General features: G+C 66.1%; 15 protein-coding genes. 6 read left to right on the top strand and 9 right to left on the bottom strand.

The features are described 5' to 3' along the window. Nucleotides 1–4: 4 nt before the first annotated feature. The 4 genes from CAER_RS0120700 (at nt 5) to CAER_RS0120685 (ending at nt 2815) form a co-directional block, all read left to right on the top strand. The gene (locus CAER_RS0120700) at nt 5–766 is read left to right on the top strand and encodes a phosphoadenylyl-sulfate reductase (RefSeq protein WP_027237170.1); all 762 of its coding nucleotides are present in this window, start codon (nt 5–7) and stop codon (nt 764–766) included. A 3-nt stretch (nt 767–769) separates the two neighbouring features. Further along, nucleotides 770–1165 (top strand): DUF934 domain-containing protein, encoded by a 396-nt coding sequence (locus tag CAER_RS0120695; RefSeq protein WP_027237169.1) that lies wholly within the window; start codon nt 770–772, stop codon nt 1163–1165. Nucleotides 1166–1309: 144 nt separating this feature from the next. Further along, the gene (locus CAER_RS0120690; protein ID WP_027237168.1) at nt 1310–2176 is read left to right on the top strand and encodes a ferredoxin--NADP reductase; all 867 of its coding nucleotides are present in this window, start codon (nt 1310–1312) and stop codon (nt 2174–2176) included. Nucleotides 2177–2296: 120 nt separating this feature from the next. Continuing rightward, the gene (locus CAER_RS0120685) at nt 2297–2815 is read left to right on the top strand and encodes a hypothetical protein (protein WP_027237167.1); all 519 of its coding nucleotides are present in this window, start codon (nt 2297–2299) and stop codon (nt 2813–2815) included. 78 nt (nt 2816–2893) lie between these two features. Here CAER_RS0120685 and CAER_RS28255 read toward each other — a convergent pair whose 3' ends face one another. Then, the gene (locus tag CAER_RS28255; RefSeq protein ID WP_051357820.1) at nt 2894–3463 is read right to left on the bottom strand and encodes a hypothetical protein; all 570 of its coding nucleotides are present in this window, start codon (nt 3461–3463) and stop codon (nt 2894–2896) included. Nucleotides 3464–3813: 350 nt separating this feature from the next. On the opposite strand from CAER_RS28255, the gene infC reads away from it, so the two are divergent. Then, nucleotides 3814–4371 (top strand): translation initiation factor IF-3, encoded by a 558-nt coding sequence (infC, locus tag CAER_RS0120670; RefSeq protein ID WP_322786357.1) that lies wholly within the window; start codon nt 3814–3816, stop codon nt 4369–4371. Between the two features lie 139 nt (nt 4372–4510). Beyond that, nucleotides 4511–5149 carry a methyl-accepting chemotaxis protein gene (locus CAER_RS0120665; RefSeq protein WP_027237164.1) on the top strand — a complete coding sequence of 213 codons (639 nt, stop codon included), beginning with the start codon at nt 4511–4513 and terminating at the stop codon, nt 5147–5149. 53 nt (nt 5150–5202) lie between these two features. On the opposite strand, the gene CAER_RS0120660 is transcribed toward CAER_RS0120665, so the two are convergent. The 8 genes from CAER_RS0120660 to CAER_RS0120625 all read right to left on the bottom strand — a co-directional run bounded on the left by CAER_RS0120660 (nt 5203) and on the right by CAER_RS0120625 (nt 13837). Then, nucleotides 5203–5991, bottom strand: coding sequence for an FAD binding domain-containing protein (locus tag CAER_RS0120660; RefSeq protein WP_027237163.1), 789 nt, complete (start codon nt 5989–5991; stop codon nt 5203–5205). Between the two features lie 86 nt (nt 5992–6077). Beyond that, nucleotides 6078–8453 (bottom strand): xanthine dehydrogenase family protein molybdopterin-binding subunit, encoded by a 2376-nt coding sequence (locus CAER_RS0120655; protein ID WP_027237162.1) that lies wholly within the window; start codon nt 8451–8453, stop codon nt 6078–6080. A gap of 101 nt (nt 8454–8554) precedes the next feature. Beyond that, nucleotides 8555–9040: a (2Fe-2S)-binding protein gene (locus CAER_RS0120650; protein WP_027237161.1), complete on the bottom strand. Its 486-nt coding sequence runs from the start codon at nt 9038–9040 to the stop codon at nt 8555–8557. 163 nt (nt 9041–9203) lie between these two features. Then, nucleotides 9204–10205: a molybdopterin-binding protein gene (locus tag CAER_RS0120645; protein ID WP_027237160.1), complete on the bottom strand. Its 1002-nt coding sequence runs from the start codon at nt 10203–10205 to the stop codon at nt 9204–9206. Then, nucleotides 10202–11182 (bottom strand): XdhC family protein, encoded by a 981-nt coding sequence (locus CAER_RS0120640; RefSeq protein ID WP_027237159.1) that lies wholly within the window; start codon nt 11180–11182, stop codon nt 10202–10204. The genes CAER_RS0120645 and CAER_RS0120640 overlap by 4 nt, the downstream gene beginning before the upstream one ends. A gap of 147 nt (nt 11183–11329) precedes the next feature. Further along, nucleotides 11330–11920, bottom strand: coding sequence for a DUF6691 family protein (locus tag CAER_RS0120635; RefSeq protein WP_027237158.1), 591 nt, complete (start codon nt 11918–11920; stop codon nt 11330–11332). Nucleotides 11921–11923: 3 nt separating this feature from the next. After that, entirely contained in the window at nt 11924–12475 is a 552-nt protein-coding gene (locus CAER_RS0120630; protein WP_027237157.1) for a YeeE/YedE thiosulfate transporter family protein, read from the bottom strand. A 96-nt stretch (nt 12476–12571) separates the two neighbouring features. Then, a complete protein-coding gene (locus CAER_RS0120625) occupies nt 12572–13837 on the bottom strand; it encodes a vWA domain-containing protein (protein ID WP_027237156.1) in 1266 nt (421 codons plus the stop codon). Nucleotides 13838–13856 lie beyond the last annotated feature (19 nt).

The raw sequence follows: 13856 nt of genomic DNA, 5'->3' as shown, positions 1-13856 counted from the left end.
TCTGATGTTCCAACCAGCCGGAAATAGGCCCGCCGGAGAAGCCGAGCTTCTCCGGGACCGGGAGCTGGCCGCCAAGGCGGAAGCGCTGAATGCGCGCTTCCGCCACCATTCGGCCACCTCGGTGATGGAGGGCGCATTGCGGGACGCGGGCCATATCGCCCTGGTCTCCTCTTTCGGCGCGGAATCCGTGGTGCTGTTGCACATGGCCGCGATCATCGACCCGACGACGCCGGTTGTGTTCGTGGACACCGAACTGCTGTTCACCGAAACCCTGCTGTACCAGCAGGAGGTGAGCGAGCGGCTGGGCTTGCGCAATGTGCGCATCATCCGCGCCGATGACATCGCCGAGAAAGACCCCTACGGGGCGCTGCGGTTCAGCGACAAGGACGCCTGCTGCACCCTGCGCAAGACGATCCCGCTGCAAAAGGCGCTGGACGGATATGAAGGCTGGATCACCGGCCGCAAGCGGTTTCAGTCGGGCAGCCGCGCCGCGCTGGACTTCTTTGAGGTCGAGGACGGCACCGGGCGGCTCAAGATCAACCCGCTGGCCCATTGGGCGCCCGAGGACGTGCGCACCTATATGGACGAAAACCGCCTGCCCCGCCATCCGCTGGTGGCCAAGGGATACCCGTCGATCGGCTGCGCGCCCTGCACCAGCCCGGTCAAGGAAGGCGAAGACCCCCGTGCCGGGCGCTGGCGCGGCGAAAACAAAGAAGAATGCGGCATCCATGTGGTGGATGGCAAATTCGTGCGAACAGGAGCTTGAACGATGAGCGTTATCGTGACGGACACGGGCTTTGCCCTCGACGACTGGACCGGCGGCTTTGACGGCGCCAATGTGCTGCAGCTGGCCTCGGATGCCAATCTGAACGAGGTATCGCTGGACGGCGTCGAGCTGGTGCGGGTCGCCTTCCCCAGCTTTGCCGACGGCCGCGGCTTCACCCTGGCCCGCCAGCTGCGGCTGAAGGGCTATGAGGGCCGCCTGCGCGCCTTCGGCCATGTGATCGCCGATCAGTACGCGATGGCCCGCCGCTCCGGCTTTGACGAGGTGGAGCTGAGCGATGAGCTGGCCGCCCGCCAGCCCGAGGACCAATGGCTGGCCCGCGCCAACTGGCAGGACCACAGCTATCAGGCCCGCCTGCGCGGCAGCACCGCTGCCCGCTGAGCCAGCCCTCCCGAACCCGGGAAATGCCTCTGAAACCGGTTCCGTTGCGTCACGCGCGGGGCCGGTTTTCCAAAACGGGGGCTTTCCCTGACCTGTATCAAAGATTAATCAGAGGTGCCGGCTACTCCTCCGGCAGTGGAACCGATGAATGAGATGACGCCCGTGACCGACACTGCAACCGACCCGAAACCGGCCAAAGCGGTGCCGGCCCTGCCCGACGCCCAGACCGTGACTGAGGTGAAACACTGGACCGACCGGCTGTTTTCCTTCCGCTGCACCCGGCCTGCTTCCTTGCGCTTCCGCTCCGGCGAGTTCGTGATGATCGGCCTGATGGGCGATCCGGACCCCAAGACCGGCAAACAGAAGCCGCTCTTGCGCGCCTATTCCATCGCCTCGCCGTCGTGGGACGAGGAAATGGAGTTCTACTCGATCAAGGTGCAGGACGGTCCGCTGACCTCCAAGCTGCAGCACATCAAGCCGGGCGACGAGATCATCCTGCGCCCCAAGCCGGTCGGCACCCTGGTGCATGACGCGCTGCTGCCGGGCAAGCGGATCTGGTTCTTTGCCACCGGCACCGGCTTTGCGCCCTTTGCCTCGCTGCTGCGCGAGCCGCAGACCTACGAGGATTACGACGAGGTGATCATCACCCACACCTGCCGCGAAGTGGGCGAGCTGGAATACGGCAAGCGCCTGATCGACAGCCTCAAGGACGACGAGCTGCTGAACGAGGTGATCGGCGAGGGCTTCTGGAAGAAGATCAAGTACTACCCGACCACCACCCGCGAGGAGAGCCCCAAGATGGGCCGCATCACCGACCTGATGCGTTCCGGCGAGGCGTTTGCCGAACTCGGCGTGCCGCCGCTGAACCCGGAAAGCGACCGCGCGATGATCTGCGGCAACCTGGCCTTCAACCTGGAGCTCAAGGACCTGTTTGAGAACACCTATGGCCTGGAAGAAGGCGCGAACTCCAAGCCCGCGCATTTCGTGGTCGAAAAGGCGTTCCTGGACTGATCCTGCGCCGGGCTGCCCCCGCAGGCTGCCCGATTTTTGACACTGTTTTGACGGGAGGCCGCCGCCTCCCGTTTATCATTTGTTGGGGACGATTCTGTATTCTGGAAGCAAGTATCCAGAATGGAGAAGCTCGAAATGCAGAATGAATTGGCCTCCGGGCAGGAGCCGGTTTTCATGTCCGTCAGGACAGAAGCAGGCAAGGCACGCGTCAAGGCTGCGGTGGCAGGCTTTCAGGCCCGCCCGGGCCAGGTGCAGCCCTCGATCCCCGAAAAAATCGCCGGTGTCAAAGCGCGCTATGATCCGCGCGCCATCACGCCGCAGGACATCGACCAGATGTTCGATGCGCTGGTGCAGGCCGGCCAGCCGGTGACCGCGCCGATGCTTCTGCTGAATTCGATGGGGCGGAAATTCCGCAGCCATCTGGCCGGTATCACCGGCAGCGCCTATGACGGGTCCAAGCCGCTGGACCTGGTCGGCGTCGCACAGCTGCAAATCCAGCGCGCCCGCAAACAGGGCAGCAGCGCCGCCGGCTGGGAAACCTTCCTGGCCTTCCTGGCGCCGCAGCCCCAGGCGGGGGGCCAGAGCGCTCTGGATCAAATGGCGCGCGTGGCCCAGCAGGCCCAGGCGCGGCCGCACTGAACCGCGCCATGATCCTGCGGCCGGCCAGGCCGGCCGCACGGCACCGCCTTACAGGCGGCTGAGCGGAGACAGCGCCGCTCAGTTGCTGCCAGTGCCGGTTCCGGTGCTGGTTTCGGCTTCAGCTTCCGCGGCCGCGCCGCCCTCAGTTGTCCCGGTTGCGCTGTTCAGCTCCTCAGTGGCGGCGTCTGCAGCGGCATCCTGGGCGGCGTCCGCCGCGCCTGCAGCTTCATCCGCTGCGGCCTCCGCGGCCTGGCCGGCCTCAACGGCGGCTTCTTCCGCCGCATCCGCAGCTTCACCGGCCAGGTCGGCCACGCCCCCGGCCTCACCGGCGGAGTCCTGCACCGCCTCGACGGCATCGCCCGCCGCCTCTGCCGCGGCGTCTGCCGCCTCGTTCAGCGTGTCCTGCACCGCCTCAACCGCCGTGCCTGCGGCTTCTGCGCCGGACTCGATCGCCTCTTCCACGGCCTCCGCCGCGTCTTCTACAGCCTGTTCAGCCGGGGCAGTGCTGTCTTCAGCGGTCTCCGGGACCGTGCTGCTCTGCTCCTCCTGCACCTGCGGCACCGTCTCCTGCGGCTCCGGGCCGGTCAGCAGCACATAGCCGGCAACCGCTGCAACGGCCACGGCGATCACGATCAACAACTTTTTCATAACGGGCTCCTTCCATGATCCGGCTCCGCTGGCCGGTCTTTCGCCTTCTGCTCTGCCAAATGGGGCGGCAGCCGGGTCCGCTCAAGGGGAAAGTTCACCGCAGCCGCCTCACGGGCGGGCGCGTGCCGCCGCCGGACCGCAACCGGCGGAACCCCGCCGCAATCCCGACTTTTCAGGAGGTTGCGGCGCGCGGCCCGCAGCCCGCCAAGGGCCTCAAAAGCGCACGCTCAAAGGGCGATTTGCAACATGCGGCCTTGAAAAGCATCTTTCCTGCAGCCATACCGCCCATAAGCCTTGAATCACACTCGCGGGGGCAGTAGCGTTCCCGCACTTTTTGCAATGACAGAAGGATAGCAGTCATAGCCCGCAGACCTCATAACGCGCCGCCCCAACGTGACACCGGCCCGCGCGTCAACGAAAAAATCCGTGCCCCTGAAATCCGCCTGATCGGCGCCGATGGCGAGAATGTCGGGGTTGTGCACCCCGCCAAGGCCATGGAGATGGCGGCAGAGGCCGGACTGGATCTGGTAGAAATCTCGCCCAATGCCAACCCGCCCGTGTGCAAGATCATGGACTTTGGCAAGTTCAAGTACGAACAGCAGAAGCGCGAGAGCGAAGCCCGCAAAAAGCAGAAGATCATCGAGGTCAAAGAGGTCAAGTTCCGCCCCAACACGGACACCCATGACTACGAAGTGAAGATGCGCAATGTCGTCAAGTTCCTGGAGAACGGCGACAAGGTGAAAGTCACCCTGCGCTTCCGCGGGCGCGAGATGGCGCACCAGAACCTTGGCCGCGAGCTGCTGGAGCGGGTTGCCGAAGACACCAAGGAAATCGGCAAGGTCGAAAACATGCCGAAGATGGAAGGCCGCCAGATGATCATGATGATCGGGCCGCTCGCCAAGAAATAAGCCGCGCCTTCCGGCCCGGAACACCATCAGCCCCGCAGGCGCCCAGCCCGCGGGGCTTTTCTTTGCCCCCGGCGCCGCGGTTAGCGCGGCCTTAACGGCTGCCGGGTATACCTGCCTTGACCGCACAAAAGGCAGCCGCATGACCAGCTTGACCGACATTCAGAACACCGCCTTCATGGCCATCGGCCCCAGCCGCATCGCCGCCCTGTCGCTGCTGGCGCTTGTGCAAGCGCCGGAGAGTGCGGACAGCAGCAGTGCCGGGGACGTTCTGGCCCTGTCGGTGCAGCGCATCAGTGCGGCGCATGATATGCTGAGCAGCGGGCTGGACACCCTGCTGGCGGAGTGCAGCTATGCCCTGCCCGCTGAGCTTGAGGCCAAGCGCCGGGCCTGCCTTGAGATGCTGGGGCCGCTGCACCGCGCCGTGACGGCCGCGGATGGCACCGCGCTGGCGCATGTGCGCGCGGTGCCGGATCTGGCCGCCCTGTGCCTTTACCGGCTGGAACCTGCGGTGTCCGCCTTTCTCAAGGACATGGTGCAAACCTTGCACCAGGCGCAGCAGCTGCGCGAGGAGGAGCGCGACGCGCAGATGCGGGCCACCATCACCCATGCCGAAGGGGTCGGCAAGAATATCAAGTTTATCTCCTTCAACGCCTCGATCGAGGCGGCGCGGATCGGTGACATGGGCAAGGGATTTGCCGTCATTGCAACAGAAATCCGGGAACTGTCGGGCAAGACCCAGAGCCTCTTGGAGGAAATGTCCTCCTATCTGAAGCACTGACGCGGAACAGGCACCGGGGACCGGTGCCTGACTCCATGCTTCACTTCTGCGGGCTACCCCGACGCGGCCACCGCGCGTTTCGCCATCACCCCGACCAGATGGGCACGGTATTCCTTGCTGCCGTGCAGATCGCCGATCATGCCGCCGGCATCCACGCTGAGCCCATCCAATGCATCCGGTGCAAAACTGGCATCCAGCGCCGCCTCGGCCTCGTTCCAGCGGAACACGCCGTCCTCTGATGCGCCAGTGACCGCAACGCGCACCCCCGCGGCGTATTTCGCCACGAATACCGCAACCATCGGGAACCGCGAGGCGGGCTGGATGAACTTCTCGTAATGCGCCTTTTCCGGCACCGGGAAGCGCACCGCGGTGATGATTTCGCCTTCGTTCAGCGCGGTCTCGAACAGTCCGCGGAAGTAGTCGTCGGCGGTGATTTCGCGCGTATTGGTGACGATGGTTGCGCCGCTGCCCAGCGCCGCCGCCGGATAGCAGGCGGCCGGGTCATTATTGGCCAGCGAGCCGCCGATGGTGCCGCGGTTGCGGACTGCCGGGTCGCCGATGCGGCCGGCCAGATCCGCCAGCGCCGGATAGGCGCCCGCAGCGGCCTCGGCCACCTCCGCATGGGTGACGGCGCCGCCAATGGTCAGCATACCGCCGTTGTCGCTCAGCTCCTTCAGCTGCGGAATGCCTGTAAGGCTCACCAGTTTCGACGGCATCGCCAGCCGCTGCTTCAGCGTCGGGATCAGCGTCTGCCCGCCGCCCAGCGCCTGCGCGTCCTCCTCCGCCAGCGCGGCCACGGCCTCTGCGACGGTCGAGGGTTTCTCAAACTCGAATTCATACATCTTCTTTTCCTTTCCAAAGAGCGCTCAGGCTCTTCTTCTGGCTGGAAATATCCCGGGGGTGCGGGGGCAGCGCCCCCGCGAACACCTTACCCATTCATCGCCGCCCAGACCCGAGCGGGCGACAGCGGCATGTCAATGTGGGTCACGTTCTTGCCGCCCGACTGCAGCGCGTCGATCACTGCGTTGACCACCGCAGGCGGCGAGCCAATGGCGCCTGCCTCGCCGCAGCCCTTCACCCCCAGCGGGTTGTGGGTGCAGGGCGTCTGGCAGGAATGATCCACCTGGTAGAACGGCACGTCATCGGCACGCGGCATCGCATAGTCCATGTAGGAGGCCGACAGCAGCTGGCCGTCCTCGTCATAGGCTGCGTTTTCCAACAGCGCCTGGCCAATGCCCTGCCCCAGCCCGCCATGGACCTGGCCGTCGACGATCATCGGGTTGATGATGTTGCCGAAATCATCGGCGGCTGCGAACCGTTCAATGGTGACCTTGCCGGTGTCGGGGTCCACCTCCACCTCGCAGGCGTACGCGCCGGCCGGATAGGTGAAGTTGGCCGGATCATAGAACGCGGTTTCCTCCAGCCCCGGCTCCAGCTCCTCCAGCGGGTAGTTGTGGGGGACATAGGCGGTCAGGCAGACATCGCCCCAGGCCACCGATTTGTCGGTGCCCGCAACGGTGAACTGGCCGTCTTTCAGCTCGATATCCGCGTCCGAGGCCTCCATCAGATGGGCGGCGATCTTCTTGGCCTTGCTGATGATCTTCTCGGTCGCCCGCACCATGGCAGAGCCGCAGACCGCGATGGAGCGCGAGCCGTAGGTGCCCATGCCGAAGGGCACCCGCCCGGTGTCGCCATGCACGATGTCGACCATGCTCTCGTCGATGCCGATCATGTCGGCCACAACCTGCGGGAAGGAGGTTTCATGCCCCTGCCCGTGGGAATGCGCCCCGACCATCACGCTGATTGAACCGGTGGCATTCACCCGCACCGTTGCAGCATCATAAAGCCCCGCACGGGCCCCCAGCATGCCGACGATGTTGGAGGGCGCGATGCCGCAGGCCTCGATATAGCAGTTGACGCCGAAACCGCGCAGCTTGCCGTTCTTCTCGCTCTCCGCGCGCCGGGCGGCGAAACCTGCCACGTCGGCGACCTCCTCCAGCTTGTCCATGGTCGCCACGTAATCGCCGGTGTCATAGGTCAGCGCCACCGGGGTTTCATAGGGGAACTCGGTGATGAAGTTCTGACGGCGCAGCGCAATCGGGTCGGCGCCCAGTTCGCGCGCGGCCTTGTCGATGACGCGCTCCAGCTGATAGGTCGCCTCGGGCCGGCCCGCGCCGCGGTAGGCATCGACCGGCACGGTGTTGGTGAACACGGTCTTGACGTTCACCTGCACAATCGGCGTCTTGTAATTCCCCGCCATCAGCGTGCCGTGCAGGTAGCTGGGCACCGAGGTGGAGAAGGTCGAGAGATAGGCCCCCATATTGGCCATCGTATTGGTGCGCAGCGCAGTGAAATTGTTGTCTGCGTCCAGCGCCAGTTCGATCTTGGTCACATGGTCGCGGCCATGGGCGTCCGAGATGAACGCCTCGGACCGGGTCGAGGTCCATTTCACCGCCCGCCCGCAGGCTTTGGCGGCATGGGTGCAAAAGGCCTCTTCGGCATAGTGGAAGATCTTGGAGCCGAAGCCGCCACCCACATCCGGCGCCACCACCCGCACCTTGTGTTCCGGCAGGCCCAGCACGAAGGCGCACATCAGCAGGCGGATCACATGCGGGTTCTGGCTGGTGGTGTGGAGCGTGTATTCGTCCGTGCCGCGGCTGTAGTCGCCGATCGCCACGCGCGGCTCCATCGGGTTGGCGACCAGGCGGTTGTTGACAAGCTCCAGCGTGGTCACATGCGCGGCGCTGTCAAAGGCTGCCTGCACCGCGTCGTCGTCGTCATTGCCGAACACCCAGTCATAACAGAGGTTTGAGGTCAGATCCTCATGCACCTTGGTGGCATCCTCGGCCAAGGCCGCCGCCATGTTGACCACGGCGGGCTTGTCGCTGAGGTCCAGCTCAATCGCTTCCGCCGCATCGCGGGCCTGTTCCAGCGTGTCGGCAACCACGGCGGCGACGATCTCGCCCACGTGGCGGATGGTGCCGTCTGCGATGATCGGGTGGCGCGGCTCCTGCTGCGGGTTGCCGTGGCGGTCGGTCACGCCCCAGCCGCAGGGGATACCGCCGACCTCGGCGAAATCGGCGCCGGTGAAGATCTTCACCACGCCGGGCATTTCAGCCGCTGCAGATGTGTCGATGGAGTTGATGGTTGCATGGGCCACATCCGCGCGCAGGAAATGCACGTAGGCCTGGCCGTTCACGTTGATGTCGTCGGTATAGTTCCCGGCTCCTGTCAGGAACCGCACGTCCTCGCGCCGCTTGGGGCTGGCGCCGATGCCACCGCCGTTTGGATTGTCCTTGGGCATGTCTGGTCTTCCTCCCTGGAGGGTGCTGCCTAGCGGGGCGCACCTCTTTGTCAGTCACTCCTTGGTCAGCTCAGGCCGGGTGCCGGCCTGGGGTCGTCCTGTCATTCCGCCGCGATGGAGGACACATCCTGTCCCGAGGCCGCCATGATCGCCTTGACGATATTGTGGTAGCCGGTGCAGCGGCACAGGTTGCCCTCAAGGTAGTCGCGGATTTCCTGTTCGCTGGGCTTGGGGTTGTCCTGCAGCAGTGCCGCCGCCGACATCACCATGCCAGGCGTGCAGAAGCCGCATTGCAGACCATGATGGTCCTGGAACGCCTGCTGGATCGTGTTCAGCGAGCCGTCGGCGTTGGCCTGCCCTTCGATGGTGGCAACCTCCGCGCCTTCGGCTTCCAGCGCCAGCATTGTGCAGGCTTTTACCGCCTTGCCGTCCACATGCACAACGCAGGCGCCGCATTGGCTGGTGTCGCAGCCCACATGGGTGCCGGTCAGCCCCAGGCTGTCGCGCAGGAACGCGGACAGCAGCGTGCGCCCTTCAACCACGCCGCTGGCAGCCTTGCCGTTCACGGTCATTGAGACCTTGGCCATAGTACCCTCCCTTTAGCTCGTTCTTGTCTGGCTGAGGGGAGTTAAGCACGTGCCGCGCCATCCGCGAAGTGTTTTAACAGGGGGGCAAAGGGTAATTTCCGGGTCAGGAGGGTGCACCTATGGTTGTGACCTTGCGTCACAAATCCCGCGCTGCGCTGCGGCGTCAGCCTTCTGCGTCGCGGCGCGGCATCGGGCGGGTGGGGATTTCCTTCAGCAGGCCGCCAACACCCATGGCGGCGATATCGGCGGACCCGACAGGCAGGCCGCAGATCACCCGTTCCAGCACCCAGTCGGCGCCGTTGAGGGCCGGAGACCGGGCGCAGCCCGGCAGGCCGATCACCACCCTGTCCTGATGTTTGCCCAGAAACAGCAGGTTGCCGGGGTCGACCGGCATGCCGAAACGGGTCACCGTGCCGCCTGCGGCGCGCAGCGCCTCGGGCGCCACGTCATGGGTGTCAGAGGTGGCGGAGCCGGTGAGGATCAGCACCAGCTGCCCCGGCGCCTGCGCGATGGCCTCTGCCAGCGCGTCCTGCTGGTGCGGGACCACCACCCGTGCCGACAGGCTGAGCCCCATCCGGTGCAGGCGGCCTGCCATCGCGGCGCGGCCCTTGTCCGGCGGGGTATCATCGCTCACCGTGGTTTCGATCAGCGTGGCGGAGGACAGCACCGGCGGCAGCACCCGGATCGCATCCGCGGCGCCCTCGCTGGCGCGGCGGATGGCGTCGGCGGATACCCCATAGGAGATGATCTTGATGGTCGCCAGCATGCCCCCCGCATCGGCCCGGTGATAGTCCGGCACGGTGGCAACGGTGATCATCGGGTCCACCGCGTTCACAGCCTCCAGCTTGTCCCGGTCCAGCCGCACCAGCCCGGCGCCTGTGGCATAAAGATTGACCCTGCCGGTGCCGGATCCGGAGATGCGGATGCCCTGCGCCGACGGATCCGCAACCAGCGCATGCGCGAGGGCTTCGGCAGCGGCGTCCTCATGCAGGTCGGCGGGGTCCAGCCGGGCGACGGTCAGCTCCGTGTAACCGGCGGCATCCAGATCATCGAGGTCCTCGGCGGTCAGCACCGTGCCTTTGGCCACCTTGCGCGATGCGCCCTGCAAGGAATGCGCAAGGATCGCGCCTTCGGCATCTTTCAAGGGGACCGGGCCGAACCTCATGGCTGTTTGCCGCGCAGGACGGCGGTCATTTCGGCCAGGATCGCAACGGCGATTTCCGCCGGACCGGCGGCGCCGATATCCAGGCCAATGGGGCCGTGGATGCGGCTGATCTGGTCTTCGGTGAATCCCGCCTGCTGCATCCGGGCGGCACGGGCGGCGTGAGTTTTTTTGGAGCCCAGCGCACCGATGTAGAACACCTCCGCTGCCAGCCCGGCCTGCAGCGCCGGATCGTCCAGCTTGGGGTCGTGGGTCAGCAGCACCAGCGCGGTGCGGGTGTCGAGGCCGAGTTTTCCGACGGCTTCGTCGGGCCAGTCGTCCATCAGGGTCTCGCCGGGGAAGCGTTCCGGTGAAGCGAAGGCCGCGCGCGGGTCGATGATCACCGGATCATAGCCCGCGATCCGCGCCATCGGCACCAGCGCCTGCGCGATGTGGACAGCGCCGACACAGACCAGCCGCAGCGGCGGGTTGTGGACGGCGACAAAGGTCTCCTCGTCGTCCTCCAGCCCGGAGCGGTCCATGCGCATCCGGTCCTTGTATTCCCCGCGCACAAGGCGGCGGGCGCCGGTTGTCAGGTTCACCTCATAGGCCACGGGCGCGCGGCTGGCGCGGGCGGCCGCCAGCTCCTCCAGCATGTCCTCGGGCAATGCAGGGCCAACGGGTTCCACCAGCACCTTGATGGTGCCGCCGCAGGCGAGGCCGACGGCAAAGGCGTCCTCGTCGCTGACGCCGAATTCCAAAAGCCGGTGTTTGCCGTCCGCCAGCGCCTCCTGCGCCTCCACCACAACCGCGCCTTCGACGCAGCCGCCGGAGACCGAGCCTTCGATCCTGCCATCGCCGGACACAGCCAGCTGCGCGCCGGTGCGGCGCGGGGCGGAGCCCCAGGTCTGCACCACGGTCGCAAGGGCCGCGCCTGCGCCGGACTTGTGCCAGTCCAGCGCGGTTTCCGGTGCGTTCTCAAACTGGGCGGTGTGCTGCATCTTGCGTCTCTCCCCGGACCGCCCGGGCGGCGGCTGCTTTTAAACCTCGGCGCTGGCACGTGAAGTTTCAAGCGCGAAGCAGCAGTCAGGCACAGGAATGCGCCCGCCATCCCCGGCGGGCGCCCCTTGCTGCTGCTCGCGCGCGGGTTATTCCGCAGGCTGCGCGGCCGCTTTCTGCGGCACCAGCCGGTCCGGCAGGGCAAAGGCCAAGGCGATGAACCCAAGACCCAGGATGATGCCCAGAAGGTCGCCGGGCAGCGCGGTCAGGCCGTCGTATTTGGCGCCGGGCACGGTGCCCAGGGTCACCTTGCCGCCCGCGAAACTGTCCAAGAGGCCGCTGGCCTTCCATGCCGGGTAGGTGACCATATAGGCCGCCGCGCCCAACAGGCCGCCCGCGATGAAGAACAGCGCATCCTTGCGGCCCGAGGCGGCGGCGACCACGCCGGTGCCGGGGCAGTAGCCCGCCAGCGCCCAGCCCGCGCCCAGCATCAACCCGCCGATGAAGACGCCGGCATAGGCGGCCTTGACCGACATGTGGCCGACATCGACCAGCCCCGCCATCTGGCCGCCGAACATCAGCACCGAGCCGGTGCCGATTGCCAGCAGGATGGCCTTGGCCAGGTTCAGATTGGTGAGGTTCAGCATCTTGCCGATGTAGTTGGGGTTGGACGCCCCGATCCGGTCCAGCACCGCGCCAAAGGCGGCGCCGATCACGATTGCCAGGAGAATGGTGGTCATGGCTCAGGCCTCCTTCTTGAACAGCATCAGCGAGACGGGAATGGCGGCAGCAAAGGCGCCGGCGGCAAAGATGTAGCCTGACAGTGCGGTCTGCATCATGCCGGACATCATGTGGCCGGAGGTGCAGCCGCCCGCCAGCCGCGCGCCATAAAGCACGATGAACCCGCCGAGAAAGGCCGCGGCATAGCGTTTCGCCGGGCTGTCCCCGAAATTGGCGCGCCACAGGGCATGCACGCTGCGCTCTACCCCGGTGATGCCGCCGCGCAGCTTGGCCGACAGCAGCCCGCCCAGCGCCATCGCCAGCACGAAGACAAAGCTGTAGTTCAGCGGATTGACGACGGACTTGGCGTATTTGCCGTCCGATTTTGCCAGATAGGCATTGCTGGAGGTGTACCCGCCGGCAGTCTCCGTCACCAGCTGCGGGTTGACCGCATCGGCAATGATGCCGTCGAGGATCACGAACTGGGTCGACACCCCGATGGGTTTGACCAGCAGCACCGCCAGAAAGAACACCAGCCCCAGCAGGAGGCCCCCGGCTTTCCAGTTGAGTGGCATGATTTCTCCTTTCGCACGTTACATTCTGTTTTCAGAATATATTAAGGCAATAGGAGACAAGTTGATTCAGATCAAGTCACATTCTGTTTTTGGAATTTAATTTCCGCCGGACCGCAGCAGCGCCATCAGCCGCGCCTTTTCGCCCGTGTCTGAAGGGCTGGAGATCACCTGGGCCAGCTCCTCCAGCGAGGCAATGGAGTGGCCCGCGCGGAAGCTGTCGGTATAGGGCAGCATGGCGCGGATGCCCTGCGCCTTGGGGGCAAAGCCGTCCCAGCGCAGCAAGGGGTTCAGCCAGATCAGGCGGCGCGACGACAGCTGCAGCCGCTGCATCTCGCGCGCCAGCACCTCCGGATCGCCGCGGTCCAGCCCGTCGGTGACCAAGAGCACCACCGCCCCCTGCCCCATCACCCGCCGCGACCAGTCGCGGTTGAAGGCGTGCAGGCAGCCGCCGATGCGGGTGCCGCCCTCCCAGTCCTGCGCCTCTGCCCCTGCCGCCGCCAGCGCCGCGTCGACGTCGCGCTGGTGCAGGTGGCGGGTGATATTGGTGAGGCGGGTGCCGAAGGTGAAGCCATGCACCCTGGCCCAGCCTGCGCCCTTGGCGTTGGCGGCGGCGTGCAGGAAATGCAGGATGATGCGGCTGTACTGGCTCATCGAGCCGGAGATGTCGCAGAGCACCACCAGGTTGGGCCAGCGGATGCGGCGCTTGGCGCGGGCGATGGTTTGCAGATCGCCGCCTTGGCGTGCGGCTTTGCGCAGGGTGCGGCGCCAGTCGGCCCGGCGGCCCTGTGGCGAGGCCATCAGGCGGCGGGACTGGATCGGCGTCACCGGCAGCTGCAGCTGGGCAAGAATGCGTTTGGCGGCGGCAACCTCCTCCGTGCTCATCTGTTCGAAATCCAGGGTTTTCAAGCGCTCCTCTGCCGAGGCGGTGCGGGCGGCGTCGATGTCGATTTCGGTGCCTTCCGGCTCCTCCGCCGGGGCATCGGGCTGATCGAGCATCCCGTCCAGCAACGCCTCGGCGGCGCGTTTTTCGGCGGGTTTGGCGGCGCGCTCCTGCTGCACGCCGCGGATTGCGGGCAGCATCGCGGCCATCATCTGCTCAAGGTATCTGGGGTCGCGCCAGAACAGGCGGAAGACCTGCGCAAACACCAGCCGCTGCTCCGGCTTGGTGACGAAACAGGCGTGCAGGGCCCAATAGAAATCCCCGCGGCTGGTGAAGCCCGCGGCGGCCACCGCCTGCACCGCGTCCAGCACCCGGCCCGGGCCGATCGGCAGCCCCGCCTTGCGCAGGGCGCGGGCGAAATGGGTGATGTTGCGGACCAGCTTGGGATCGTCCGGCAGGGACAGCGGCGGAGTGTCGGGCACTAGTGCGTTTCATGGGGGC

The sequence above is a fragment of the Leisingera caerulea DSM 24564 genome (assembly GCF_000473325.1).
Lineage (GTDB): Bacteria > Pseudomonadota > Alphaproteobacteria > Rhodobacterales > Rhodobacteraceae > Leisingera > Leisingera caerulea.
The sequence above is the reverse complement of the archived record's forward strand: the minus strand, read 5'-3'. Positions and strand labels throughout refer to the sequence as shown.

Excerpts from the sequence above, each read along its gene's own strand:
- CAER_RS0120700 (WP_027237170.1), top strand. The coding sequence starts at position 5 with ATGTTCCAACCAGCCGGAAATAGGCCCGCCGGAGAAGCCGAGCTTCTC.
- CAER_RS0120695 (WP_027237169.1), top strand. The coding sequence starts at position 770 with ATGAGCGTTATCGTGACGGACACGGGCTTTGCCCTCGACGACTGGACC.
- CAER_RS0120690 (WP_027237168.1), top strand. The coding sequence starts at position 1,310 with ATGAATGAGATGACGCCCGTGACCGACACTGCAACCGACCCGAAACCG.
- CAER_RS0120685 (WP_027237167.1), top strand. The coding sequence starts at position 2,297 with ATGGAGAAGCTCGAAATGCAGAATGAATTGGCCTCCGGGCAGGAGCCG.
- CAER_RS28255 (WP_051357820.1), bottom strand. The coding sequence starts at position 3,463 with ATGAAAAAGTTGTTGATCGTGATCGCCGTGGCCGTTGCAGCGGTTGCC.
- CAER_RS0120665 (WP_027237164.1), top strand. The coding sequence starts at position 4,511 with ATGACCAGCTTGACCGACATTCAGAACACCGCCTTCATGGCCATCGGC.
- CAER_RS0120660 (WP_027237163.1), bottom strand. The coding sequence starts at position 5,991 with ATGTATGAATTCGAGTTTGAGAAACCCTCGACCGTCGCAGAGGCCGTG.
- CAER_RS0120655 (WP_027237162.1), bottom strand. The coding sequence starts at position 8,453 with ATGCCCAAGGACAATCCAAACGGCGGTGGCATCGGCGCCAGCCCCAAG.
- CAER_RS0120650 (WP_027237161.1), bottom strand. The coding sequence starts at position 9,040 with ATGGCCAAGGTCTCAATGACCGTGAACGGCAAGGCTGCCAGCGGCGTG.
- CAER_RS0120645 (WP_027237160.1), bottom strand. The coding sequence starts at position 10,205 with ATGAGGTTCGGCCCGGTCCCCTTGAAAGATGCCGAAGGCGCGATCCTT.
- CAER_RS0120640 (WP_027237159.1), bottom strand. The coding sequence starts at position 11,182 with ATGCAGCACACCGCCCAGTTTGAGAACGCACCGGAAACCGCGCTGGAC.
- CAER_RS0120635 (WP_027237158.1), bottom strand. The coding sequence starts at position 11,920 with ATGACCACCATTCTCCTGGCAATCGTGATCGGCGCCGCCTTTGGCGCG.
- CAER_RS0120630 (WP_027237157.1), bottom strand. The coding sequence starts at position 12,475 with ATGCCACTCAACTGGAAAGCCGGGGGCCTCCTGCTGGGGCTGGTGTTC.